This is a genomic window from Thalassotalea loyana (assembly GCF_030161435.1).
Taxonomy (GTDB): domain Bacteria; phylum Pseudomonadota; class Gammaproteobacteria; order Enterobacterales; family Alteromonadaceae; genus Thalassotalea_G; species Thalassotalea_G loyana.
The window spans coordinates 120,002-143,378 of record NZ_BSSV01000007.1 but is presented as its reverse complement, the minus strand read 5'-3'; the positions used below and the strand labels follow the sequence as shown (position 1 = coordinate 143,378).

Annotated in this window: 22 protein-coding genes; 9 read left to right on the top strand and 13 right to left on the bottom strand. The window is 40.7% G+C overall.

Features of this window, described 5'->3' with window-relative positions; translation table 11 throughout:
* Nucleotides 1-131 precede the first annotated feature (131 nt).
* The 5 genes from QQK05_RS15010 to QQK05_RS14990 are packed head-to-tail and all read left to right on the top strand — an operon-like array spanning nucleotide 132 to nucleotide 4,598.
* A complete protein-coding gene (locus tag QQK05_RS15010) occupies nucleotides 132-557 on the top strand; it encodes a RidA family protein (RefSeq protein WP_284300052.1) in 426 nt (141 codons plus the stop codon).
* Nucleotides 558-560: 3 nt separating this feature from the next.
* A complete protein-coding gene (locus tag QQK05_RS15005; protein WP_284300050.1) occupies nucleotides 561-1,097 on the top strand; it encodes a 3-hydroxyanthranilate 3,4-dioxygenase in 537 nt (178 codons plus the stop codon).
* A 5-nt stretch (nucleotides 1,098-1,102) separates the two neighbouring features.
* The gene (locus QQK05_RS15000) at nucleotides 1,103-1,966 is read left to right on the top strand and encodes a cyclase family protein (protein ID WP_284300048.1); all 864 of its coding nucleotides are present in this window, start codon (nucleotides 1,103-1,105) and stop codon (nucleotides 1,964-1,966) included.
* A gap of 3 nt (nucleotides 1,967-1,969) precedes the next feature.
* Nucleotides 1,970-3,241 carry a kynureninase gene (kynU, locus tag QQK05_RS14995; RefSeq protein WP_284300046.1) on the top strand — a complete coding sequence of 424 codons (1,272 nt, stop codon included), beginning with the start codon at nucleotides 1,970-1,972 and terminating at the stop codon, nucleotides 3,239-3,241.
* Nucleotide 3,242: 1 nt separating this feature from the next.
* Entirely contained in the window at nucleotides 3,243-4,598 is a 1,356-nt protein-coding gene (locus QQK05_RS14990) for an FAD-dependent oxidoreductase (RefSeq protein WP_284300044.1), read from the top strand.
* A 74-nt stretch (nucleotides 4,599-4,672) separates the two neighbouring features.
* Here QQK05_RS14990 and QQK05_RS14985 read toward each other — a convergent pair whose 3' ends face one another.
* Complete coding sequence (locus QQK05_RS14985) at nucleotides 4,673-5,656, bottom strand: quinone oxidoreductase family protein (protein WP_284300042.1); 984 nt, start codon at nucleotides 5,654-5,656, stop codon at nucleotides 4,673-4,675.
* Between the two features lie 134 nt (nucleotides 5,657-5,790).
* Here QQK05_RS14985 and QQK05_RS14980 point away from each other — a divergent pair, with 134 nt between their 5' ends.
* Nucleotides 5,791-6,684, top strand: a complete 894-nt coding sequence (locus QQK05_RS14980; protein WP_284300040.1) for a LysR family transcriptional regulator — start codon at nucleotides 5,791-5,793, stop codon at nucleotides 6,682-6,684.
* A gap of 51 nt (nucleotides 6,685-6,735) precedes the next feature.
* On the opposite strand, the gene QQK05_RS14975 is transcribed toward QQK05_RS14980, so the two are convergent.
* The 8 genes from QQK05_RS14975 to QQK05_RS14940 form a co-directional block, all read right to left on the bottom strand.
* Complete coding sequence (locus tag QQK05_RS14975) at nucleotides 6,736-8,913, bottom strand: S46 family peptidase (RefSeq protein ID WP_284300038.1); 2,178 nt, start codon at nucleotides 8,911-8,913, stop codon at nucleotides 6,736-6,738.
* A gap of 166 nt (nucleotides 8,914-9,079) precedes the next feature.
* Entirely contained in the window at nucleotides 9,080-9,430 is a 351-nt protein-coding gene (locus tag QQK05_RS14970; protein ID WP_284300036.1) for an MGMT family protein, read from the bottom strand.
* A 20-nt stretch (nucleotides 9,431-9,450) separates the two neighbouring features.
* The gene (locus tag QQK05_RS14965; RefSeq protein ID WP_284300034.1) at nucleotides 9,451-10,116 is read right to left on the bottom strand and encodes an SDR family oxidoreductase; all 666 of its coding nucleotides are present in this window, start codon (nucleotides 10,114-10,116) and stop codon (nucleotides 9,451-9,453) included.
* A gap of 10 nt (nucleotides 10,117-10,126) precedes the next feature.
* Nucleotides 10,127-10,897 carry a 3-deoxy-manno-octulosonate cytidylyltransferase gene (gene kdsB, locus QQK05_RS14960; protein WP_284300032.1) on the bottom strand — a complete coding sequence of 257 codons (771 nt, stop codon included), beginning with the start codon at nucleotides 10,895-10,897 and terminating at the stop codon, nucleotides 10,127-10,129.
* A 5-nt stretch (nucleotides 10,898-10,902) separates the two neighbouring features.
* Entirely contained in the window at nucleotides 10,903-11,082 is a 180-nt protein-coding gene (locus QQK05_RS14955; RefSeq protein ID WP_284300030.1) for a Trm112 family protein, read from the bottom strand.
* 32 nt (nucleotides 11,083-11,114) lie between these two features.
* Nucleotides 11,115-12,137, bottom strand: a complete 1,023-nt coding sequence (gene lpxK / locus QQK05_RS14950) for a tetraacyldisaccharide 4'-kinase (protein ID WP_284300028.1) — start codon at nucleotides 12,135-12,137, stop codon at nucleotides 11,115-11,117.
* 5 nt (nucleotides 12,138-12,142) lie between these two features.
* Nucleotides 12,143-13,924, bottom strand: a complete 1,782-nt coding sequence (gene msbA / locus QQK05_RS14945) for a lipid A export permease/ATP-binding protein MsbA (protein WP_284300026.1) — start codon at nucleotides 13,922-13,924, stop codon at nucleotides 12,143-12,145.
* Nucleotides 13,925-13,982: 58 nt separating this feature from the next.
* A complete protein-coding gene (locus QQK05_RS14940; protein WP_284300024.1) occupies nucleotides 13,983-16,481 on the bottom strand; it encodes a DNA internalization-related competence protein ComEC/Rec2 in 2,499 nt (832 codons plus the stop codon).
* A 23-nt stretch (nucleotides 16,482-16,504) separates the two neighbouring features.
* On the opposite strand from QQK05_RS14940, the gene QQK05_RS14935 reads away from it, so the two are divergent.
* Nucleotides 16,505-17,020: a DUF2062 domain-containing protein gene (locus QQK05_RS14935; protein ID WP_284300022.1), complete on the top strand. Its 516-nt coding sequence runs from the start codon at nucleotides 16,505-16,507 to the stop codon at nucleotides 17,018-17,020.
* Nucleotides 17,021-17,065: 45 nt separating this feature from the next.
* Here the strand turns inward: QQK05_RS14935 and QQK05_RS14930 are convergent, their stop codons facing one another.
* From QQK05_RS14930 to QQK05_RS14920, 3 genes are read right to left on the bottom strand one after another with little or no spacing between them, the layout of a single operon-like run.
* Complete coding sequence (locus QQK05_RS14930; RefSeq protein ID WP_284300020.1) at nucleotides 17,066-18,322, bottom strand: lipoprotein-releasing ABC transporter permease subunit; 1,257 nt, start codon at nucleotides 18,320-18,322, stop codon at nucleotides 17,066-17,068.
* 5 nt (nucleotides 18,323-18,327) lie between these two features.
* Complete coding sequence (lolD, locus tag QQK05_RS14925) at nucleotides 18,328-19,020, bottom strand: lipoprotein-releasing ABC transporter ATP-binding protein LolD (RefSeq protein WP_284300018.1); 693 nt, start codon at nucleotides 19,018-19,020, stop codon at nucleotides 18,328-18,330.
* Nucleotides 19,013-20,239: a lipoprotein-releasing ABC transporter permease subunit gene (locus tag QQK05_RS14920; RefSeq protein WP_284300016.1), complete on the bottom strand. Its 1,227-nt coding sequence runs from the start codon at nucleotides 20,237-20,239 to the stop codon at nucleotides 19,013-19,015. The genes lolD and QQK05_RS14920 overlap by 8 nt, the downstream gene beginning before the upstream one ends.
* Nucleotides 20,240-20,462: 223 nt before the next feature.
* On the opposite strand from QQK05_RS14920, the gene QQK05_RS14915 reads away from it, so the two are divergent.
* Nucleotides 20,463-21,059, top strand: a complete 597-nt coding sequence (locus QQK05_RS14915; protein WP_284300014.1) for a PilZ domain-containing protein — start codon at nucleotides 20,463-20,465, stop codon at nucleotides 21,057-21,059.
* A 12-nt stretch (nucleotides 21,060-21,071) separates the two neighbouring features.
* Nucleotides 21,072-22,118, top strand: a complete 1,047-nt coding sequence (locus QQK05_RS14910; RefSeq protein ID WP_284300012.1) for an agmatine deiminase family protein — start codon at nucleotides 21,072-21,074, stop codon at nucleotides 22,116-22,118.
* 79 nt (nucleotides 22,119-22,197) lie between these two features.
* On the opposite strand, the gene QQK05_RS14905 is transcribed toward QQK05_RS14910, so the two are convergent.
* Nucleotides 22,198-23,358: a methyl-accepting chemotaxis protein gene (locus QQK05_RS14905; protein ID WP_284300010.1), complete on the bottom strand. Its 1,161-nt coding sequence runs from the start codon at nucleotides 23,356-23,358 to the stop codon at nucleotides 22,198-22,200.
* Nucleotides 23,359-23,377: the final 19 nt, after the last annotated feature.

Genomic DNA, 23,377 nt, shown 5'->3' with positions numbered 1-23,377 from the left:
CGCTAGCCCCCTTGGTTGTAAGTGGAGCCCCGCTTAACACCGCCCTTGCCTATTGATTAATTCGAATAAACATAAAAATTTATCACCCTGTTGGGTGTGACTCTCATCGTTTTCAAATAACGAGTACAATTATGACAAACAGCAAAACCTTCAATACCAATAAGGCACCTAAGCCTGTTGGGCTTTATCCACATGCTAAGCAAGTGGGCAACCTACTATTTTTATCAGGTGTAGGACCGAGAAGTGCAACATCTTCGGACATTCCTGGTGTTGAGTTAGACACCAATGGCAACATCATTAATTACGACATTGAAACGCAATGCCATAGTGTATTTCAAAACGTTAGAACAATTTTGGAAGCCTCAAATGCAAGTTGGATGGACCTTGTTGATGTCACGGTATTTCTAACGAATATGGATGAGGATTTTGCGACCTACAATAAGGTTTATGCGCAATATTTTAGCGACAATCAGCCTTGCCGGACAACAATCGAAATTAATAAACTCCCAACCCCCATTGCGATTGAACTTAAGTGTATCGCTCATATTAAGGAGTAGCTCATGTCCTATGTCATGCCATTAAATCTCAATCAGTGGATAGACGAACATCGTGAATATTTGAAGCCCCCAGTATGTAATAAACAAGTTTTTGAGCAGGATGACTTTATTGTAATGATCGTCGGTGGCCCGAATAACCGTACCGATTATCATTACAACGAAACGCCAGAGCTGTTTTATCAACTAGAGGGTGAAATGATATTGAAAGTCATTGAGCGCGATGCCAATAACGAAGCTTTGTTTAAAGACATTGCTATTAAGCAAGGTGAGCTATTTCTTTTACCGCCAAAAGTTTTACATTCACCACAACGTTTTGAAGGCTCAATCGGTATGGTTGTCGAACAAAAGCGTTTGGCGAATCAACTTGATGAACTTCATTGGTATTGTCCAGATTGTGCTTCCCAAATGTATCGAGAAAGCTTTGCGCTGGCGAACATAGAAGAAGACTTACCTAAAGTATTCCAGCGTTTCTATCACGATCACGCAACCTGTAAACAATGTGGTTATAGTTTTGAAACACCCGATAAATTCCGTAAGTGATCCTCATGAAAATTAATATTACGCATAATGACAAATATTATAAGGTGGATCTAAATCAGGGTAAGAGTATTGCGATAACGCTTGACTTCAATCAGCATCAACCAAACCATTTTGATGCTGAACCTGCACTAAGAACGCCAATGTCAGTTGACGGTTTTATCGGCGACACTAGACAATCAGGTAGTTGCAATGTCAATGTGCTATCGTTTAACCCACACTGCAATGGCACTCATACCGAAACGGTTGGTCATATCTGTCATATAGACGATAACCAAACAACCACAATCGACCAATTAGCCCCCCCGCTTTTGATCCCTGTATCGTTAGTCACAATAGCACCACAAAACGCGCTCTTACAGTCAGAGCCCTACGTTGTCGATTATGCAGAAAATGACGTGGTGATAACAAAATCGCAATTGGCGCATCACCTTGATCATATACATGATAGTGAACTAACCTCATTGATCATTCGAACGTTACCAAACAATGCAGCCAAACGTTATCAGCGATACAGTGAAGATGCTCCAAATGCATTTTTAACAACGTCTGCAATCGAGTATATCCTTGCGCGTGGTGTCGAACATCTGGTGGTTGATATGCCATCTATTGACAAAATGCATGACAATGGTCTTTTAAATAACCATCATATTTTTTGGCAAGTCGAACAAGGCATGCGTGTAGTAAACAACAAAACCCGCGCAAACTGCACAATTACAGAACTCGCCTACATCGAGAGTTCTATTACCGATGGCTTTTACTTCATCTCTCTTCAAACCCCTGCGTTTGTTAATGATGCTGCACCCTCTCGCCCCACTTTGTTTAAACCCGAAGCCTCAGCCCAATCTTCTACTGCAGTATTTAAGGAGTAATGCATGTTTGAACCAACGTTAACTTTTGCACAGGCGCTTGATAACCAAGACCCCCTTAAACACATGCGCGCTCAATTTAGTATTCCTAAACAAGCCAATGGTGAGCCAGAGTATTACTTCACCGGAAATTCGTTGGGGCTTCAGCCCCAAAGAGCTAGAGAGAACGTGATCCAAATGCTCGATGCGTGGCAGTCGTACGGTGTCAAAGGTCACTTTGAAGGTGATTACCCTTGGTTGCCGTATCATGAGTTTCTCACTAAACATAGTGCAGAGTTAGTGGGAGGGCTTGAAGAAGAAGTCGTCATGATGAACTCACTAACGGCGAACTTACATTTGATGATGGTAAGTTTCTATCAACCAAACCAACATAAACGTAAAATATTGATTGAGGATCATGCATTCCCGTCAGATCACTATGCTGTATGCTCTCAATTGAAACATCATGGTTTTAACGAGAGCGACTTAATTCTGTGGCAACCAAGAGAAGACGAATTGCTTCATATCGAAGACTTTGAAGCGCTACTTGAGACAAACCATCAAGACATTACGTTAATCTTATTGCCTGGCGTTCAGTATTACACGGGGCAAGTATTAGACATCGAAAAACTCACAAAAATTGCCCACAGTTACGGCATAACGATTGGTTTTGATTTGGCTCACGCAGCTGGCAATATCGAGTTATCACTGCACGACTGGCAAGTAGATTTTGCCTGTTGGTGCAGCTACAAATACCTTAATTCTGGTGCTGGCTCAGTTGCAGGTTGCTTTATTCATCAAAAACATTGCCAAAATCCGGCAATAAACCGCTTTGCCGGCTGGTGGGGACATGACAAGCAAAGCCGTTTCAAAATGGAGAATAAATTCATCCCTATTCCTACGGCAGAAGGTTGGCAACTATCCAACCCACCGATTTTGTCGCTAGCTGCTATTAGAGGATCACTTGAAACATTTGCAATGGCCGGAGGGCTAAGACCACTTCGTGAAAAATCGATAAAGCTAACGCAATATGCGGTTGACTTGCTCACACACGAGCTAAGTAATGACATGAAAATTATCACGCCAATGGATCCACAACAGCGAGGCTGTCAATTATCGTTGATGGTGACTAAAACAGGCCTCGATGGTAAAGCGTTATTTAATGCCTTGGAAAAGAACGGTGTCACATTAGACTGGCGAGAACCAAATGTTATGCGCTTTGCCCCTGTGCCGTTGTATAACAGTTTTTGTGATGTCTACCATTTTGTGCAGATTTTAAAACGTTGTTTGGAGAATTAAGATGTCAAACAATCAGTCAATTACAATCATAGGTGCTGGCCTCGTTGGTTCGCTACTCGCATTGGGAATGGCAAAAAAAGGCTATCAAGTAACCGTTTACGAGTCTCGTTCAGATTTACGAAAAAGCGATATATCAGCAGGAAGGTCAATTAACTTGGCTCTTGCTAATCGCGGCATGAAAGCACTCGAACAGCAAGGTGTGCTTGATTTAGTTATGCCACTACTGATCGAAATGAAAGGCCGCATGGTTCATATCATTGGAGAGCAAGAGCAATTCCAGCCCTATGGCATTAAAGATGCCGATGTAATTTACTCTGTTTCTCGCGGCCAACTAAATGCGTTATTACTTGATGAAGCAGAAAAATTACCTAATGTGGCATTGCATTTCGAGCATAGAGTTAAGCAAGTTGATTTAGATACCGGCATTATTACCTTTAACTCATCAAGCCAACCAAATCAGAGGTTTGAAAGAATTATCGGGACCGATGGTGCAAACTCGGTACTTAGAGAGGCAATAGCCGAAAAAACAACGAATCGAGAGAACGTCAATGTCGAGCAGCTGGGTCATGGTTATAAAGAACTATGTGTTATGCCAAACAGTTCAGGACAACACAAGCTGGCAGTCAACGCTTTGCACATTTGGCCTCGCGAAGACTTCATGTTAATTGCATTGCCTAATTTAGATGGTAGTTTCACGCTAACATTATTTTTATCAAAAATCGGTGAACAAAGCTTTGAAGCGCTTACGACACCGGCGAAAATTCACGATTTTTTCAAACAACAATTCCCTGATGTCTATCCACTTATCAATAATTTAGAAGGAGATTTCGAATCCAACCCAACGGGAAATCTGGCTACTGTTCGTTGCCAACAATGGCATTACCAAGACAAAGCTTTATTACTGGGTGATGCGGCGCATGCAATCGTTCCATTCCATGGTCAAGGAATGAATTGTGGTTTTGAAGACTGCTTTGATTTACTCATACAAGTCCCATCTTCAGAAAATAACGCCGATTGGCAAACGATTTTCAGCAATACAGAATCTCTTCGTAAACCGAATGCTAATGCAATTGCCGATATGGCGTTAGAAAACTATATCGAGATGCGTTCGAGCGTTGCAAAGGAGAGTTTTATCCGGCAAAAAGCGATCGCACATCAACTCCAATCATGGTTTCCTGAACAATTTACGCCTCGATATGCGATGGTTATGTTTGGTGCTATGCCCTACTCTACAGCACAAGAGTTAGGTGAAACCCACAAGATTATGCTTGCTAAAATTGACGAAGCTCAACAGCAAGGTGTAACACTTACAAAGGATTTGGCAAGCCAATATCTGTCAACGCATGGCCTTTTGTAATTATGTTAACTTGTTCTTTCGTTAATATATGTCAGATCAAAAAGAGCAACTAGTGTTGCTCTATTTTGTCGATATTATGGAACAAGTACAATTTTACCCATGACCTTCCCCGACTGTAATAGCTCATGAGCTTCACTTGCATCGGCAATTGGCATTGTCGAATAAACAGGTGAAACTTTGCCTTGCGCTAACAGCTGATATACACGTTCTAATGATGATTTAACTGTACTGAATTGATTAAAGTACGTTGCATAAATTTCTGAGTACGTAATGGTAGGCGACTTGCCAAAATGGTTGACAGCTTCTGCTTGTAAATTAGATTCGCCCACCCCTGCGAGAAAGCCAAAAATTACAATATGACCAAGTGTTGCTAACACGTCTAAGTCCTGTTTTATGGTATCGCCCGCGACAGGGTTAAAAATATAATTGACGCCTTTTCCATTCGTGACTTCCTTAACTTTATCAACCCAATTTTTTGTAGAATTAAACGCATAATCGGCACCAAGGTCTAACGCTTGTTTAACTTTTTCATCCTTCCTGTCTAGCGCGATAACTTTCACACCAGCCGCTTTCGCTAATTGGATGAGAGCCGTACCAACGCCACCTGTGGACGCATATACCAGAGCATACTTATCGGCTTCAGCGCGAACCACATTATGCAACATATGATAAGCAGTAAAATAAGTCACTGGCATAGCGCCGGCTTCGATCAAATCTGTAGATTTATCAAGAACAATCAGTTTGTTTGCATCAACAACCGTATATTGTGCGTACATAGACGCGCCAATAGGTCCCAAAAATGCAATCTTTTCACCTTCTTGTAAATCCGTTCCATTACTATCTACAACAATGCCACTTCCTTCAACACCGGATATGAATGGTAAGTTAGGCATCATACCTGGCGGCATATTTCCTTCTCGAATAATGGTATCGATAAAATTTACTGGTGCAGCTTCAACCTTTACTAAAACCTGACCTAGCCTAGGCTTGGGTAATTCAACATCTGTCCACTTTAGCTGTTCCACCCCACCGGTTTGCTCTAACAAAACTGCTTTCATAATACGCTCCATACACGTTTAATTTTTAACTTCAACGAGGTAATCATAGCGCTGTGATAAATAAGAAAAAATGAGCAATACTGGACAACACAATCCCATAATTGGAATAATAAAGAAAAAATTGATGGTTGCTTATGAAAAGAATACTCGATGATATTGTTATCTTTTGTGCTGTTGTTGAAACAGGAAGTTTAAAGAAAGCATCGGAGAAACTTTCAGTACCTCACAGCACGGTGAGTAGAAGAATAGAAGCACTTGAGAATAATTTAGGATTAACGTTATTGCACCGCACAACAAGAGATGTCCAAGTGTCTTCTCGAGGGCAAGCGCTATATGAAGAAACGGTGCTGCATATCGATAACATTAAAGCATCTATTGTTATTGCTATTGATGATGAAGTGACATTCAAAGGGAAGTTAAGCGTTTCAATGCCAGTGAGGGCTGGTATCGACTTTCTGGGGGCATGGTTAATTGATTTTGTTTCTACTCATCAACAGCTTGAACTTGATATATCACTATCTAATGACAATAAAAACTTAATAAAAGATGATATTGATTTAGCATTTAGGGTGGGCCCGCTAATAGACTCTAGCGCAATAGCTATACCGCTTTGGGACATTCCTTATGGCTTTTATTGCCATCAATCTCTCTTTGAAAAACATGATTTGCAATCAACAGCACTCTCTATCGAAGAAATTGCAAATTTACCCGCAGTGGTATCCAACCCTATAACGCATTGGGCTGTACATGATGTTACCAATAGAGAACAACTCATAAGTCCTAATAAAAAGTTAACCGTTGATGATTTAGGGCTAGCACTTCATAGTGTCGAGAAAGGACAATGTATTGCAATGTTGCCCAAAGTAATGGTCAACAATGAAGATGTAATAGAATTAACAATTGAAGGTTTTGCACCTAGAACCAGAAAAATGTACGCATATTACTTAGGTAAGAGGCACGCACAGAGTCAAATAAAACATGTTATCGCCTACATCAAAGACCGTTATTACAAAGAAAATACTAAATAAAAAAGAGCAGCTAACAAGCTGCTCTTTTATTAATATTCGTGTTAATTCACTTTATTTAACAATCGTCATTTCATCAACAATGTTTTGAGCACCGTCGATATTTTCCATTGTCCAAAGCATAAACGGTACGCTAGTGTGTATCGCACGGTTTAACTTAGTATCGTAATCCCAGTCACCGATAATCGACTCATATACACCATCGAATACAAGACCAACGAATTCGCCTTTGCTGTTTAACGTTGGTGAACCAGAGTTACCACCCGTGATATCTAACGTTGATAGGTAGTTAACAGGAACTGAGCCTAGGCTCTCACGCTTATACTTACCATAGTCTTTGTTAGCGATAGCTGTACGAATGTTCTCGAATAAATCAAACTCATCGTCACCAGCAACATACTTAGCTAACATACCCTCTAATGTGGTAAACGGAGTCGCAGTTAAACCATCTTGTGGAGAGTAGCCCTTAACGTTACCGTAGGTAATACGTAACGAGCTATTAGCGTCCGCGTATACTGGCTCACCCTTACTTTTCTTGTAGGCAATCATAGCAGCCATAAACTGCGGGCGCGCTTGAGCTAATTTACCTGCTAACTCTTCTGCCGCTTTTTCACGCTTACGATCATTCTCATATTGAGAAACAGCAAACTGAATGTATGGGTCATCACTTTGTTTGAACTCTTCAACTGACTTGTCCATCCACGCTAAACGAACCGCTTCTTCATCTAACGAAGTTTTGCTGTGCATCATATCAAGCTTGGCAGCAAGTGCTTTAGCGTCAAATGCTTTATCTAAACCGAAGAACTTATCAAATGTTTCATTACGTTCAGATTTAGGGAATTGGGCATATTGTGCTAAAAAGTGATTAAGTACCGCTTTATCAACCTCAGCATCATAACGACGGTTTACACGTTTCATTCCTTGAGTGAAACGATTCATGTCACGTTCCTGGTAGCCCTGCTTACGCTCTGCATCTGGTTTCGCTTTTTCATGTGCTAAACGTAATAGGCGCTTTGAAACACCCATCATGCTAGTACGGCCAATGTAAGCTAAAATTAAATCACGCTGCTGATTTTCTTGGCTCTGAGCAATTAATTCATTTAACTCAGTTAACGCTTTGCCGTATTTTTTCTTACGCTTTTTAGATGCATTGATCCACGCTTGTAAATCTTTTAATTCAGCTTGCTTGCGCTCAAGCATGTTACCTTTGTGGAAACTTTCAATCATCGAGCCGTAGTTTTTAGCGTAGTTAGCCAAACCTGCTAACGTGCTTTCATACTTAATTCTTGCTTCACTGCCCGCAGGTGCAGTTGTCTTGATGATGTCAATGTACTCTTCACGGTAGCGTTTTGCTGTTGGGTACACCCAATTGAATTGGTTCTCCACCTCTTGCGCAATACGGTAACGATTTGTGCGACCTGGGTAACCAAGTACCATCACGTAATCGTTTTCTTCAACACCACTTGCATTAACTTTTAAAAATGCTTTTGGTTTGAAAGGAACATTGTCTTTTGAGTAATCAGCAGGCTGACCATCTTTGTTTACATACGCACGGTAAAATGCCCAATCACCAGTGTGACGTGGCCACATCCAGTTGTCTGTATCACCACCGAATTTACCAATGCTGTTTGGTGGAGCATAAACTAAACGAACATCGCGAATCGCTAGTTGTTTAATTAAGAAATACTCCAAACCACCATGAAAGCTATAGACTTCACAACGATAGTCTTGAGACGTTTCACACGCTGCAACTAACGCTTTTTCATTTTTTTCAATTGCACTGAAGTATGCTTGTCCTTCCACGTTACTTGGAATTGAACCAGTAATCTTATCAGTAACGTTCGTCAGTGACTCAGTCACATAAACTCGTGAGCCAGGAGCCGCTTGAAGTTCGTCAGCTTTAGTTTTAGCAACAAAACCTTGCTCTAATAAATTATCTTTCTCGGTAGAGTTATATTGAATCGAGCCATAAGCACAGTGGTGGTTTGTTACCACTAAGCCTTCGTCAGAAAGAAATGATGCAGTACAGCCACCTAGACTGATGATTGCATTCATTGGAAACTGATTTAGGTTTTCCATTTGCGTTGGATCTAAATCAAGCCCAGCTTTTTTTAGTTTGCCACTTATTTCTTGTAGTTGATGTGGTTGCCACATGCCTTCGTCAGCTTGCACTGCGCCAGCAAATAGCAAGGACGTTACCGACAACGCCTTAATCAATCTTTTGTTTAACATAGTAAATTTTCCTGAATGTAAATCCATTTAAAGATTTGGTCTTCTTATTTTTATCACGCGTTTTAATAACGTAATTTAATTAGAATGTAAAAACGCTTGAGATAATATAACAAATCAGCACGTTAAAATATTGTTAACAGCACTTTTTTGTAAAATTTGATTAAATTTAGAATTTGAGTGAGAAAAGTAATTCAGATAAGTCAGGTTGCCAACCAAACTCATTAAGTTTGATTTTGCCATTAAGTACGACAACCTGTTCATCCTGTAACGCTGTAACTTGCCTATCATACTCAGGAGATCCAGCTGGCAACGAGATACGACCTTGAGAATTAACAACACGATACCAAGGAATTGGCAAGCCATTGAATAGTCCATCATCTGTTGACTTCAACGCTTTGCCGACAAGTCGAGCCCGGCCTGGCAACCCAGCTAAATCAGCAATCTGGCCATAACTTGCAACTTTTCCCGCGGGTATCGCTTGGATTGTTTGCCAAATTCGCTGATAACTCTCTTTCATCGTAAATATAGATTAGCTAACTACCAAGGAAGCGTCTGACCGTTTGAGTGTTTAAACACTCCGGACTCTGACATAGTTAAATTGTCAATTAACCCAGTGAGCCTACTCGCAGCCTCACTTGCAGGTATATCGCCACGACCTCCAACCATATCCGTTTGCACATAACCTGGATGATATATACCTACGGCGATTTGACGCTCAGCGAGATCGCGAGCTAAAGACATTGAAGCAGCATTTAACGCGGCTTTACTCATGCGATAGCCATAACGCCCACCAGAACCATTATCAGCAATTGACCCCATTCTGGAGGTGATCATAGCGACCTTGCCCCCATCAGCAAGCGACGATGATAACTTATCAACGATATTAATCGGTGCTAGCGCGTTAACTTCAAATTGCTCTCGAATTGTAGATAGGTTTAAATCACCTAAACCTTCATCTCGCAATACCCCTGCATTACAGACAAGCACATCGATAGGCTGTCCACTCAACGACTGAGATAAACGGCTAACATCAGCATCATTTGCAACATCGATCGTGGCAATAACGTTATCAGCAATAGTATTTAATGCTTCGCTCGACTGTCGACAAACGCCAGTTACCTTGTAACCTAGTGACTTAAAGCAACTTGCCATTGCCAATCCAATGCCACGATTTGCACCTGTAATTACTACATGTTTTGTCATGTCTGAGCCCTTATAAGTTAAGTGTTTTGGCAAAAGTACGTGCTTTTTCTAGGTCTTCTGGTGTATCAACACCTTCAACAGGCAAGCGTTTTTTGGCTGGCGCAACATGAATTTTCTCACCTTGCCACAACACTCTTAGCTGCTCTAATGACTCCACTTGTTCAAGCTCACTCGCAGGCCAACTCACATAATCTTTAATAAACCCGGCACGGTATGCATATATACCAATATGTCGTAAATAAAAATCGCCAATACTATCAACAGTATCTTTACCAAGAAACGCATTGCGATCATATGGGATAGTGGAGCGAGAAAAATACAACGCATAGCCATCTTTATCAGTGACAACTTTAACTGCGTTAGGATTAAAGGCTTCGTCAACGGCGTCAATCGGCATCGCCAGCGTCGCCATTCGAGCTTGCGTTTGGTTAGCTAAATTACTCGCTACTTGCGCAATATTTTCAATCGGAATAAAAGGCTCATCACCTTGAACATTCACAATCACTTGATCATCATCGAAGTTATATGTTTCAACGACCTCTGCTAAACGCTCGGTCCCTGACTGATGATCCTCACGTGTTCTGCATACCTCAGCACCAAAACCTTCGACTACCTTTGCGACTTGCTCATTGTCCGTTGCAACAATAACTTGTTTTGCACCACTTGCTTTTGCTTTTTCTACAACCCATTGGATCATTGGTTTGCCGGCGATTTCAGCCAGTACCTTTCCTGGTAATCGACTTGATTGATAACGCGCTGGAACGACTACGATAAACGACATGATTATTATGCCTCTTGCGTTAATCGACGAGCTTCATTCTCTAGTAATACCGGAATATCTTTTTCAATTGGATAAGCCAGTCGGTCAAACTTACAAATTAGCTCTTGGTTTTCTTTGTCATAATCAAGTTTCCCTTTACAAACAGGGCAAGCAAGAATATCCATAAGTTGTGTATCAAACGCCATAATAATCTCTTTATATCGGTCTATTTATTTGGTTAAAGTATATCACTGCTGTGCGTATTTATTTGCGCTATTTGTTCAAGCAGCGATTGACTAAATGAATCAGGTAATTTTGCATCAACAGTTAAGTACCATGCATGCGCTAGATTAAAATCTTTGCATTTAACAGCATCTTTTTCTGTCATCAGTAATGGTAACTGTGGCTCTGGTAATTGACTAAAATCCTCAGCTTGAAATTGGTGATGATCAACGAAGCCTTTGCTCTCGTTTATTTGTACGCCAATTGACGTCAAGGTGTCAAAAAATCGCTTTGGTGCGCCAATCCCTGCGATTGCATTAACCGTCTGGTATTTTTCGTTGAACGCTTTGATTGATAGCTTTTCGTTCGTCATTAAATTAACAAAATAGCCTGGCGCAAGAGACATTGGGACTTCATTTATATGTGATTCTCCAGAATTACAAATAACAAAGTCTGTTGTTGCTAACCGCTTAGGTAGCTCTCGTAACGGGCCAGCTGGCAACAATAAACCATTACCGAAACGTCTTTTACCATCAACAACGGCTATTTCAATATCACGCCCTAGCTTATAATGTTGCATCCCGTCATCAGCAATAATAATATCGCAACCACTCGCTTGCAGTTTCTCAATGCTTTGCTGGCGATTCGCACCAACACAAACAGGCACTTTTGTGCGTTGAAAGATTAAAAATGGCTCATCGCCACTAAACTGAACTTGTGAGTTATCATCAAGCAAATAAGGATAATAAGGCGCTTTACCCCCATAGCCGCGCGAGATTACACCTGGTTTAAAACCTCTTTTTCTGAGTAGTTCAACCAACCAAAGCACTATTGGCGTTTTGCCATTACCACCTACACCAATATTTCCAACAATGATAACAGGCACATTTGCTCGAAAGTGTGACACAAGCCCTGTTTTGTAAGCATATTTTCTTACGCTAGTGATAACATAAAATAATACCGACAAGGGAAACAACAATGGCACCAATACAAAACGTGCTGGGTGCTTTTCAAACCATACGCGCTCAATTAATCGCATTGAGATCAACCAAACTGCAACTTATGTAACTGAGCATAGGCACCATCTTGCGCAATTAACTCTTGATGATTACCTTGTTCAATAATTTCACCTTGCTCAAGCACCAAGATACTGTCTGCATTTTCAATTGTTGATAAGCGGTGTGCAATCACCAAACATGTTCTGTTTTGTTGCAACGTATTTAACGCATCCTGAATATGTCTTTCCGATTCAGTATCGAGTGCAGACGTCGCCTCATCTAAGATTAAAAACGGTGCGTCACATAAAATTGCCCGAGCAATCGCCACACGTTGTCTTTGACCACCTGATAACAGCGCCCCATTTTCGCCTACATTACTGTGAATACCATCTGGCAAGGTTTCAGCAAACTCCCACACATGGGCACTTTTTGCTGCAGCGATGATCTCTTCTTCAGTCGCATTAGGCTTACCATAGGCAATGTTATTAGCTATTGAATCGTTAAACAAAACAACTTGTTGAGACACGTAAGCAAACTGATGACGTAAATCATGTAAGCGATATTCATTGATATCAACGCCATCTATTAGCACGTTACCTTGATCAGCTTGATAAAAGCGAAGTAATAAAGAGCTCAGTGTCGATTTACCTGACCCAGAACGCCCAACCAATGCAATGGTTTGCCCTGGAGATACGTCAAAGGAAATATCTTTTAACGCAGGTTTATCTTCCCCATCGTAGGTAAAGTTAACACGGTCAAAACTCACGTTACCCTTTGCACGCTCGATAGATTTTGTGCCTGAATCTTTTTCTGTCTCTTCGTCTAACACCTGAAAAATGCTGGCACATGCCGCGATACCGCGTTGAAACTCACTATTTACCGTTGTTAACAGCTTTAATGGACGTAATAACATTGCCATACAGGTAATAACAGTAGTGAAACTGCCGGGCGTTAGCGACTCTCTCATCGATTCTGTATTGGCAAAATAAAGAACGAATGCTAATGCAAAAGAGGCAATAATTTGAATAACGGGCACACTTGCTGATTTCGTTGCAACCATCTTCATACGCTGCTGACGATTTCGTCTATTCACCGCTGAAAAACGTTCACTCTCTCGTTTGTGGCCATCGAATGTTAAAACGACTTTATGTCCATTGATTGTTTGTTCAGACGCTGTGGTAACTTCTCCCATCGTGTCTTGCATATTTTTACTAATTGCTCGAAATCGTTTAGAAACTGCGCTTACAACAACAGCAATAACAGGCGTTAACACTAGAAAAATAGCAGAAAGTTGCCACGAATTATAAAACATGACAATCAACAAACCGGTCACAAACGCGCCTTGTTGAACCAAGGTTAACAACGCTTTACTCGACGCTGTCAGCACTTGTTCGGTATCGTAGGTAATCTTTGAAATTAACGTGCCCGCAGAGTTTTTGTCGTGATAACTCACTGGCATAGAAATTATGTGCTGAAACAGCTCTTGACGTAAGTCAGTAACAACATGGTTACCAACCCAGGCTAAACAATAGTTACCAATAAAATGAAATGCACCACGCAGGATAAACATAACCACCACGAATATTGGCGCCCACTTCATAAAACCTGGGCTTTTGCCCATTAAACCTTCATCAATTAACGGCTGTAATTGAGCGAAAACAAAACTATCGACGGCCGCATACCCTAACATGCCCAAAATAGCAGCGATGAAGCCCTTTTTATAGGACTTCATATACCCTAAGAGGCGTTTAAAAGTGTCTTCTGAATGCTGGTTTGTTTTTTCTAATTGCTTTACCGCATCAGGCGCAGCTTTCTGAGTTGTTCGCATTTATTGTCTCAATTTTTCGATAAGCGATTATTTTAACGCTAAATTATGGTGATACCAACTAATTAAAAATCCAAAATGGTCTTTCATCTTGGCGTTGCGTCTCAATAGAGATCGGATTGCTACCATGTTTCTGACTAAACGTTATCAAGATACTTCCTACATCAGCTGTATTTAGCATAGAAATACCTTGCTTTTGATAGCGTTCCTTAACTTGTTTATGGGGCATATTCCAGCGATTTAAATGGCCAGTGCTAAAAATTACAATCTGCGGCGATACGGCATCAATAAATTTCACTGTAGATGACGTTTTTGATCCGTGATGGGGTGCAATAAGCACATCTGCGTTTATTTTGTTTTCATGAGTACGCACTAGCATAGACTCAACTTTATGTGTCACATCTCCTGGTAGCAAAATAAATTGTTTACCATCTCCGATTCGAATTACACATGACATATCGTTGTCGCTCATTGGTGATTTATGACCTGATTGCTCCGATTTAATCGATAGAATCTCAATCGACAACCCTTGCCAAGCAGCCTGGAAAGAGTGATTGCACGATAGTAATTTGGGTCTTGGCTTCTGTGATTTCAAAAGCGGTACCGGATAGGAGGACAATACTCGGGTTAACTCAACACGATTGGCTAACTCCGCATAGCCACCTTGATGATCATTATCGTTATGACTTAACACCAAATAATCAATTGTTTGAATCTTTTTTGCTGTTAAATGTGGGAGGATAGCCGCTTGAGCAAAACTAAAGCCATTAGGAAATCCTGCTCCTGTATCGTAGAGAATGACCTTGCCATTTCGCTCTATCAATACACTTAACCCATGACCAACATCGAACACTCGTACCTGCCAACTCCCTTGATTCACGTTCGCTAATAATAGGCCTCCAACCCACACCACCATCGCTAAGGCACCAACAGATAATGTGCCTGTAACCCTTTTAGAGAGACAAAGGCCTAAAATTATGACGATGCAAACTGTGAGTATAAGCCATGTCGTTTCACTTATTGGCCAGCGCATATATTCATAAGATGCGAGCCAGCTAAGATATGAAAAAATGTGCTTTAGAGACACTGTGCTTAACCACTCTAAAATTCGAATTGAGTCAGCGTTCAAATAACCACTGGCGACAGCCTCGACAATACTTAATAGCACCAAAGGGATGGTAAAAATGCTCATCCATGGCACGGCAACTAAATTTGCTGGAATACTGCTTAACGAGACCTGCTGATAGAGTAAAGCAGTCACAGGCATCAGCAGCACACTGAGACCGAGTTGAATAAACAACGCGCTACTCAGTGCATAGGTCCACTGCTTTATCTTCACATGTCTGCCACTTGTTGATTGATGTGGATAACGCGTCATTAATTGACTTGAGATGGTTTCACTAAAAGTAATGCGCCAGTTTTCAGATCGCCAAAGCACTAGAAATATTGTACTAACAGCGATAAACGAGAGCCAAAAACTAGGACTAATAAAAGCTAACGGCTCAATCAATAGAATAATACTTACCGTTAATAAAAGCAGACGAGTTCTCGTCATTTGATAGGCAAATATTACCGAGCTGACATATAGGCATAACATAATCAACGCTCTGATTGTTGGCATTGAAAAGTTTGCTAAATAGGCATAAAACGCCGCACAACACAAAGCGGATGACAGTAATAGTATTCTGATATTGGCATGGGTCAACAAGGATAAACTGCTAGTCTTAAGGCCTATTCCCAACAAAATGACACATACTCGCGCGAGTAAAGACAATAACAAAAGAGAAAAACCAAAAATCAAACCTATATGTAGACCTGATATTGCGATCAAATGACTCGTATTCGTCGCCTGCAATACGCTCCATTGCTGTTTTGAAATTGCGTACCGCTCGCCAAACCCTAGTGCTAAAACCAGTCCTCGATAGTTATTGTGCTCAAGAGAACGATTGACTTGGTTGAAAAGTTGTTGGCGAAAACTAATATCGGAATCCAACAAAAGCGGTAACGCTTGCGGCTTTGAGTATATATACCCGGTAACGTGATAACCCTTTTCTCTAAGCCAGCGCTGATACGAAAAGCTATCTGGATTTGCTACACCATGTGCTGGCTTAAGCTTTGCTTTTACTCGCCAATGTTGTCCTTGCTGAAATGAAAATTCTCTGACAGAAGATTGAGGTAAATATTTATGACTGAATGTCAATCGAGCGAATATCGGCTCCTTTAATGTTTGACCATCCATCACAGTAATTTCAGCGGCAAATTTAATGCTTGCAGCTTTGATTTGTGGGATATCAACAACCTCGAACTCAATAAGCTTTGCAGCCTGCGAAACAGACTGTTTCTCCATCTGGTTCACCTGATATATGTCGTTATACACTACACCATGATAATGAACCCAACTCACACCTAATAAAATTGCGCCAATGAAACGCAGTTTTTTTAAACACAAACACAATAAACCAAGTATAATAAACACGTTAATGTAAAAAACACTTGGTTGTGAAGTGAAAAATAGGGACAATAATGCTCCCTGTATGAAACTAATTAACCACCTATCCATAGTGATTTAAATCCGTTTTATTTATGCCTAAAAAGACAATTAAGCGCTTCATGCCAGACCATAATACCATTCGCAACAATAAGCATTTGCAGGTATTTGGTGACTTCTTACACAACCCTAATCTATGGCACTTAAATCGTCGCAGTGTAGCCAGAGCTTTTGCTATTGGCTTATTCTTCGCGTTTATCCCTGTTCCATTTCAGATGATTTTAGCGGCTGGTACAGCCATTATAGTACATGCCAATTTACCATTATCGGTTGCTATTGTTTGGATAACCAACCCGATAACAATGCCAGCAATATTTTATGCATGTTATGTGGTAGGTGCGGTCATCATGAATGCGCCTAAACAAGAGTTTAAATTCGAGGCATCATGGCAATGGGTCATTGATAGCTTATCAACCATTGGGCCTGCCTTTTTAGTTGGCTGTGGCGTACTAGCCATCGTTTTTAGCATTATTGGTTATTTTGGTATTCATGGCCTTTGGCGCTACTCAGTCGCAAAGGAATGGAAGAAGCGACAAGACGCACGCAGATAGCTTAAAACAAAAAAGCCTAACATCACGTTAGGCTTTTTTATACGTTTACGATTGACCAAGTACCTGTGCAGGGGAGACTTTTGTCGCTCTCCAGGCTGGGTAAATAGTAGCAACTAAACTCATTGTCAGGGCAATCAACACCGTCCAAATAACATCTTGCGATTGGATGTAACTTGGAATGTAATTAATAAAATACACATCGCCAGATAAAAACTGAGTATCGAATAACGATTCGAAGTAACGCACAATATTTGTTAGATTATCAGCTAAATATATACCTAAACCAGTGCCAAGCAATGTGCCAATGATACCGTTACTCAATCCTTGTAAAATAAAGCAACTCATAATTGTTCGAGCACTAGCTCCCATGGTAATCAAGATCGCAATATCGCTTCGTTTTTCGTTCACCACCATAATCAGTGTTGAGACAATATTAAAACTCGCCACAGCGATAACCATAGAAAGTGCCAAATACATCACTGCCCTAACTAATTGTATGTCTGCGAACAAATGGCCTTGCGTTCGTGTCCAGTCATAAATATACACATAATCTCGTGTCAACTGGTTTGCCGCTTGGCGCATAATACCCGGCGCATTAAATATACTATCTACTTTTAAACGTAAACCATGAACTTGAGTTAATTGGAGATCTAAAAATGACTGAGCTTGGGCAAGATTAATATATGCCAAACTATCATCAATAACACCACCAAATCTAAATGTTCCTACTACCGTTAAATTGAAAACTGCTGGTGCAGGAAACTTATGTGAAAGTTTGCCTGAATTAACCTTAGAAAGCAGCAATTGAACATTGTCACCTACAGACAAATTTAGTTTATCCGCAATACCTTGTCCGATAACGATACCGTTTTCTTGCGATAACTTTTGCCACTCCCCTGCATTGATATACTCAGCAATGTCTGAAACTTGTTGTTCAAGCATGATATCGACACCGCGCAACTCAACACCTTTTAACTCGCCTTTTTTCTGAAGCATAGCTTGCGACTTAATAACAGGAGCGCCAGCAACAACATTTGGGTGTTCAACCATAGTATTAATGTTGTCTTGCCATCGACTCATCGGACTTTCCACATTAATCAGCTCACCATGAGGGACGATAGACAGAAGTTTTTGTGCAAGTACACGTTCAAAGCCATTCATTGCCGATAAGGCGACAATCAGTACACAAACGCCGAGCATAATGCCAAGTGTTGAAGACGCTGAAATAAAGGAGGCAAACCCACTTTGATGACGGTTAAACAAATAGCGCTTAGCAAGAAAATAACTAAAAGAATTCGCCATCAAGGTTAACCTTTCTCGAGTGTCAACGGAGTTAGCTGGCCGTGTTTTAAACTCAACTGACGATGCATTTTGCTCGCTAGCGATAAATCATGCGTGACAATCACAAAGCTCGTTTTTAATGTTTCATTTAAACTGAGCAATAATTGGTAAATCTGTTCTGCGCTGTCAGAATCTAAATTCCCTGTCGGCTCATCAGCAAGCACTAATGAAGGTTCATTAACAAGCGCACGAGCAATCGCAACACGCTGTCGTTCACCACCTGAAAGCTGAGCTGGTCGATGCTCAAATCGATGTGAAAGCCCTACTTTGGTTAACATATCTTGTGCCTTCTCTCTTGCGAGTTTAGGTGAAACGCCGGCAATCAATAGCGGCATGGCAACATTTTCCTCAGCACTAAACTCCATCATCAAATGATGAAACTGGTAGATAAAACCCAGGTGTTCATTTCTAAATTTTGCCTGTTGTTTTTCACTTAGCTGATGAATATCGATGTTATTAATCAATACTTGGCCGCTAGATGGTTTATCAAGTGCCCCCGCAATATGCAAAAAGGTACTTTTACCACAACCCGAACGCCCAACAATGGCAACCAGCTCGCCCTCAGACACTGTCAAATTGAGATCTTGCAACACGCTTGTTGCGTTCTGTCCTTGCACGTACTCTTTATGTAAAGACTGACAAGATAATACGTTATTCATGTTTTAATACCTGCGCAGGCATTGTTTTAGAGGCACGGTATGCTGGATACAAGGTTGCAAGCAACGTCAATGTAAGTGCTCCAATAACAATGAATGCTAAGTCGTTGAGTTGAAATAAAATAGGAAGCTGTTGACTACCATATGCGGCACCAAATAGGTTGATGTTCATTAATGCAAGTAGATCATTAATATTAAAAGTAATCATTACCCCTAATACTGTGCCGAGTGCCGTACCCCATAAGCCATTGACCATGCCTTGGGTAATAAAGATTTTTAATATGGCAAAGCGATTCAAGCCTAAAGTTTGCAGTATGCTAATTTCACCTTGTTTATCAACAACCACCATAACAAGCGCAGAGACAATATTAAACGCCGCTACTGCTATGATTAGACTCAGCATCAGCCACATCATGCGCTTTTCCATTTTTACTGCGCTAAACAAAGCACCTTGTGACTCCTGCCAGACTTTCACCTCGTAGTGCATCAATTCGCTAGCAAAGTCGTCAACGACCTGTTGAGCTACAAACGCATCGTCTAGGTAGAATCGAAGTTGCGTAACATCATCTATAGGAGTTCGTAAAAGTCGGTTTGCTTTCGTTAAATGAACATAGGCAACGGAGTCATCTATTTGAGAGCCCACATTAAATAGACCAGCTATTTTGAAAATTCGTTGTACTGGCACTCTTCCCATCGGAGTGAAACGAGTTTGATTAGGGAGAACAATTCGCACATCATCACCAACGTTAACACTAAGCTGACGAGCTAACGAGCGACCGATAACCAGGTTATAACCGGGTTCATTAAGCGCTTCAAATTCTCCAAACTCGGTACTTAATTTCACCATACTTTTCGTTTCGTAAACAGGTAAAACCCCCGTTAGCAACACGCCTTTTAGACTCGATGAAGATTGAATTATGGCTTCTGACTCAATAATAGGAGAAACCCCGACAACATGTGGGTGTTGCACTGCCTTTTCGATAAGGTCTGAATAGTTTTCTATTGGTTTATCACTACTTAAAACGATGTGAGGAACAATGCCAAGCACTCGCTTTTTTAGTTCACTCTCAAAGCCATTCATCACAGAAACAACCGTGATTAGCGCACTAACACCAAGTAAAATACCAATAATAGAAAAAAACGTAATGAATGATACAAAGCCACTTTTTGAGCGCGCTTTACTGTATCGTAAACCGATAAATAGGCTGACAGGTTGTAACATGAAACTAAAATGGCTCGGGTCAGTTAAAAGTGGTTGATTGGCTATGGTTAACCAAGATCATTTTTGAAAGAGCTTACCATAGATTTTCTGCTTAGATAACCAAATGTTAGCTCAGTTCCCTTAGTGGTGAAGTTTCTTGCAAATTACCTATTATTCGCTAACAAATACTAGCCTAGATATGTGGTATCTACATATAATGTTAGAAAAAGCGATTAGGATAGTTATGAGCCAATTAAGCCAATCAGAAAAATTAGCACAATTTGAAGAGTTTTTTTCAATTGCCCATTCGTTTAATGTTAACGTTAATCCACTGGTATCACCTGTAAGTGAAGAAACCTTTGAAAGCTTAATCCCAGTACCTTTTCTTCTCTCTTCAGACAACGCATCAATTGACCAAAGCGCTTTACGTTCAATTCAATCGATGCGTGGCGTCTCAAATCAATTAACCGACTACCTTCAACATCAATCTCGTAAAATTGATTTACTTGTTGGTTATATTTTGCAGCAACATGATGATATCGACGCTCGCGCAAAAGGTGTGCTATTTGGAGGTTCGGGAATCAAGTTTACAAGTGAATCGTCATTTGAATTGGGTCAACTCATTGAGCTGAAAATATTTCTCGATGTAGAGAATGTCGCTATCTATAGCCATGCTGAAATAATTGACGCTGAACAAAGTGAAACAGGAACGATTTATACCGTCATTTTTCAACAGATAAGAGAAGTCGATCAGGACATCCTCGTGCGGGCTAGCCTTCACATCCAGGCAAAAGAGTTACAATCGTTAGCAAAGCAGCGAAGACAATCGCCACAAGATTAATAAACACCAGTCATGACAAAAAATAAGTATTCATTGCCTGCTGAATGGATTGAGCAGGATGCGATCATGCTCACTTGGCCTCACAAGGAAACCGATTGGCAACCTATTCTAGAAAAAGTTGAACCCGTTTTTGTCGATATTTGTATCGCCATTACTAAACATCAAAAACTTGTGATTGTTTGTCATGATGACTCAATCAAACACCATGTTACTCATTTGCTTGCGCAGGCAAATGTTTTAGTTAGTAACAACGTGCTTTTCATAATCAGTCCATCCAATGACACCTGGGCAAGAGATCATGGCCCAATTACTCTAGTGTCATCTGATGACATCAAAGCTCTTGATTTTACTTTCAATGGTTGGGGAAATAAGTTTGCTTCGTCGCTCGATAACCAAATTAATCAAGCTCTTTTTAAACATCAAGATATCAAACTCGACTCACATCAAGTCATCGATTTTGTATTAGAAGGCGGCGCTATTGAAAGCGATGGCCAAGGCCATTTACTCACTACGGCCAAATGTATATTTAACCCAAACAGAAATCCTAACTACACGCATGAGCAAATTTCCAAACATCTCTTAACAACATTAGGTTTAGATCAGGCATTAGTGCTAAACCATGGAGATATAATAGGTGATGATACGGACGCTCATATCGATACACTGTGTCGTTTTGCGCCAAATAACACGATTTTGTATACCAAGTGTTACCGAGAGGAAGACGAACACTTTCCTGAGCTAACATTAATGGAGCGAGAATTAACGCAATTTGAAACTAAGCACGGCGAAAAATTTAACCTCGTGCCTTTGCCATTACCTGCTGCAAAGTATAATAGTGAAGGAGATCGGCTCCCTGCGACCTATGCTAACTTTTTAATCATTAACAACGCGGTTTTAGTCCCAACTTATCAAGATGAAAATGATAGGAAAGCTTTAGAAAAAATCGCCATAGCGTTTCCTGATCGCCAAATCATCGGGATCGACTGCTTAGCTATCATTGAGCAGTTTGGTAGTCTTCACTGTTTAACAATGCAATTGCCCAAAGGTTACCTTAATTAATCGTTCTGAAGATTTTGATAGATCATTGCCAATAAAAAAAGGTCGCGTAAAGCGACCTTTTTTTATTGGCGAAGAGCGTTTATACACAAATTCGATTTAATGTATGATCAACTTCATTCGCCGTTGTTTGTTGCATTTCAGCGTGTTCACTAACAGACATCAGGCCTTGATTTATCTCACGTGACAGATCAACAATCGCTGCCATATTATCGTTGATAGAAGCCGTTGAGCGTTGTTGCTCTTCCGTACCACTTGCTATTTGCGATGTTAGGTTATCAACTTCAGCAAAAACATCACCGATTTGAGTTAGCGCATTAACAACTTCTTGAGAGTGCGTAAGACTTTCTTGTGTCAATGACTGCCCTCGAGAAATCGCATCTACTGCATTTGTAGACTTTTCTTGTAGTCCCTCTACCATAGATTGAATTTCTACAGTAGATTCTTGTGTTCTATGAGCTAACGCTCGAACCTCGTCCGCTACAACAGCGAAGCCTCTTCCTTGCTCACCTGCCCTCGCAGCTTCAATTGCCGCGTTCAGTGCTAATAAGTTAGTTTGCTCGGCAATACCACGAATAACGTCTAATACAGAGCCGATGCGGGCACTCTCTTCTTGTAACAACGCAATATCATTTGCCATCCCATTAACTTCTGAAGCGAAAGATTCAATGGTGTGCTGGCTAGTGTTTGATGACTGAGTACCTTGCATTAAGATATCCATCACTTGACTGGTTGTTTCACTCACTTGTGAAGCACTTTCTGACAAAATTGACGATGTACTTGCCACTTGATTGATTGAATCTGCCATCTGTTCAATTTGATTACTTGTAGTGCTTAGAGAGTCTGTTGACGTACTCATTTGCTCAGCTAGCTTAGTTGAACCTGAACTTAATAATTCTGACTCGCGGCGAATCTCCTTGATCACATCGGAAAGATTACCAATAAATGCACTTAGTTGATTAATAATTCGACCGAGTTCGTCATCAATACCATCACGTAGCGGCGTTTTTGGTGCCTCTTCCGTGCTTGTTACTAAATTTAAATAACTTCTAAGACGCTCTAAACGGACTGCCAGCCACATGTTTGAGCAAATATAACTTGCAACAAATTGCACAGCTAATAGCACTAATACTAACCCTAAGGTAAGCACTGAAGCGTCTGTAAATACGGCTAAAACAAAGATAAGTAGAATACCGACAATTACTTGTGGTAGAAGAAGCTTAAGATTCAAGCGTTCTAACATAGTTCACCCTGCTGAAAGA

Coding starts and splice junctions, on each gene's coding strand:
- QQK05_RS15010 (WP_284300052.1), top strand. CDS start 132: ATGACAAACAGCAAAACCTTCAATACCAATAAGGCACCTAAGCCTGTT.
- QQK05_RS15005 (WP_284300050.1), top strand. CDS start 561: ATGTCCTATGTCATGCCATTAAATCTCAATCAGTGGATAGACGAACAT.
- QQK05_RS15000 (WP_284300048.1), top strand. CDS start 1,103: ATGAAAATTAATATTACGCATAATGACAAATATTATAAGGTGGATCTA.
- kynU (WP_284300046.1), top strand. CDS start 1,970: ATGTTTGAACCAACGTTAACTTTTGCACAGGCGCTTGATAACCAAGAC.
- QQK05_RS14990 (WP_284300044.1), top strand. CDS start 3,243: ATGTCAAACAATCAGTCAATTACAATCATAGGTGCTGGCCTCGTTGGT.
- QQK05_RS14985 (WP_284300042.1), bottom strand. CDS start 5,656: ATGAAAGCAGTTTTGTTAGAGCAAACCGGTGGGGTGGAACAGCTAAAG.
- QQK05_RS14980 (WP_284300040.1), top strand. CDS start 5,791: ATGAAAAGAATACTCGATGATATTGTTATCTTTTGTGCTGTTGTTGAA.
- QQK05_RS14975 (WP_284300038.1), bottom strand. CDS start 8,913: ATGTTAAACAAAAGATTGATTAAGGCGTTGTCGGTAACGTCCTTGCTA.
- QQK05_RS14970 (WP_284300036.1), bottom strand. CDS start 9,430: ATGAAAGAGAGTTATCAGCGAATTTGGCAAACAATCCAAGCGATACCC.
- QQK05_RS14965 (WP_284300034.1), bottom strand. CDS start 10,116: ATGACAAAACATGTAGTAATTACAGGTGCAAATCGTGGCATTGGATTG.
- kdsB (WP_284300032.1), bottom strand. CDS start 10,897: ATGTCGTTTATCGTAGTCGTTCCAGCGCGTTATCAATCAAGTCGATTA.
- QQK05_RS14955 (WP_284300030.1), bottom strand. CDS start 11,082: ATGGCGTTTGATACACAACTTATGGATATTCTTGCTTGCCCTGTTTGT.
- lpxK (WP_284300028.1), bottom strand. CDS start 12,137: ATGCGATTAATTGAGCGCGTATGGTTTGAAAAGCACCCAGCACGTTTT.
- msbA (WP_284300026.1), bottom strand. CDS start 13,924: ATGCGAACAACTCAGAAAGCTGCGCCTGATGCGGTAAAGCAATTAGAA.
- QQK05_RS14940 (WP_284300024.1), bottom strand. CDS start 16,481: ATGGATAGGTGGTTAATTAGTTTCATACAGGGAGCATTATTGTCCCTA.
- QQK05_RS14935 (WP_284300022.1), top strand. CDS start 16,505: ATGCCTAAAAAGACAATTAAGCGCTTCATGCCAGACCATAATACCATT.
- QQK05_RS14930 (WP_284300020.1), bottom strand. CDS start 18,322: ATGGCGAATTCTTTTAGTTATTTTCTTGCTAAGCGCTATTTGTTTAAC.
- lolD (WP_284300018.1), bottom strand. CDS start 19,020: ATGAATAACGTATTATCTTGTCAGTCTTTACATAAAGAGTACGTGCAA.
- QQK05_RS14920 (WP_284300016.1), bottom strand. CDS start 20,239: ATGTTACAACCTGTCAGCCTATTTATCGGTTTACGATACAGTAAAGCG.
- QQK05_RS14915 (WP_284300014.1), top strand. CDS start 20,463: ATGAGCCAATTAAGCCAATCAGAAAAATTAGCACAATTTGAAGAGTTT.
- QQK05_RS14910 (WP_284300012.1), top strand. CDS start 21,072: ATGACAAAAAATAAGTATTCATTGCCTGCTGAATGGATTGAGCAGGAT.
- QQK05_RS14905 (WP_284300010.1), bottom strand. CDS start 23,358: ATGTTAGAACGCTTGAATCTTAAGCTTCTTCTACCACAAGTAATTGTC.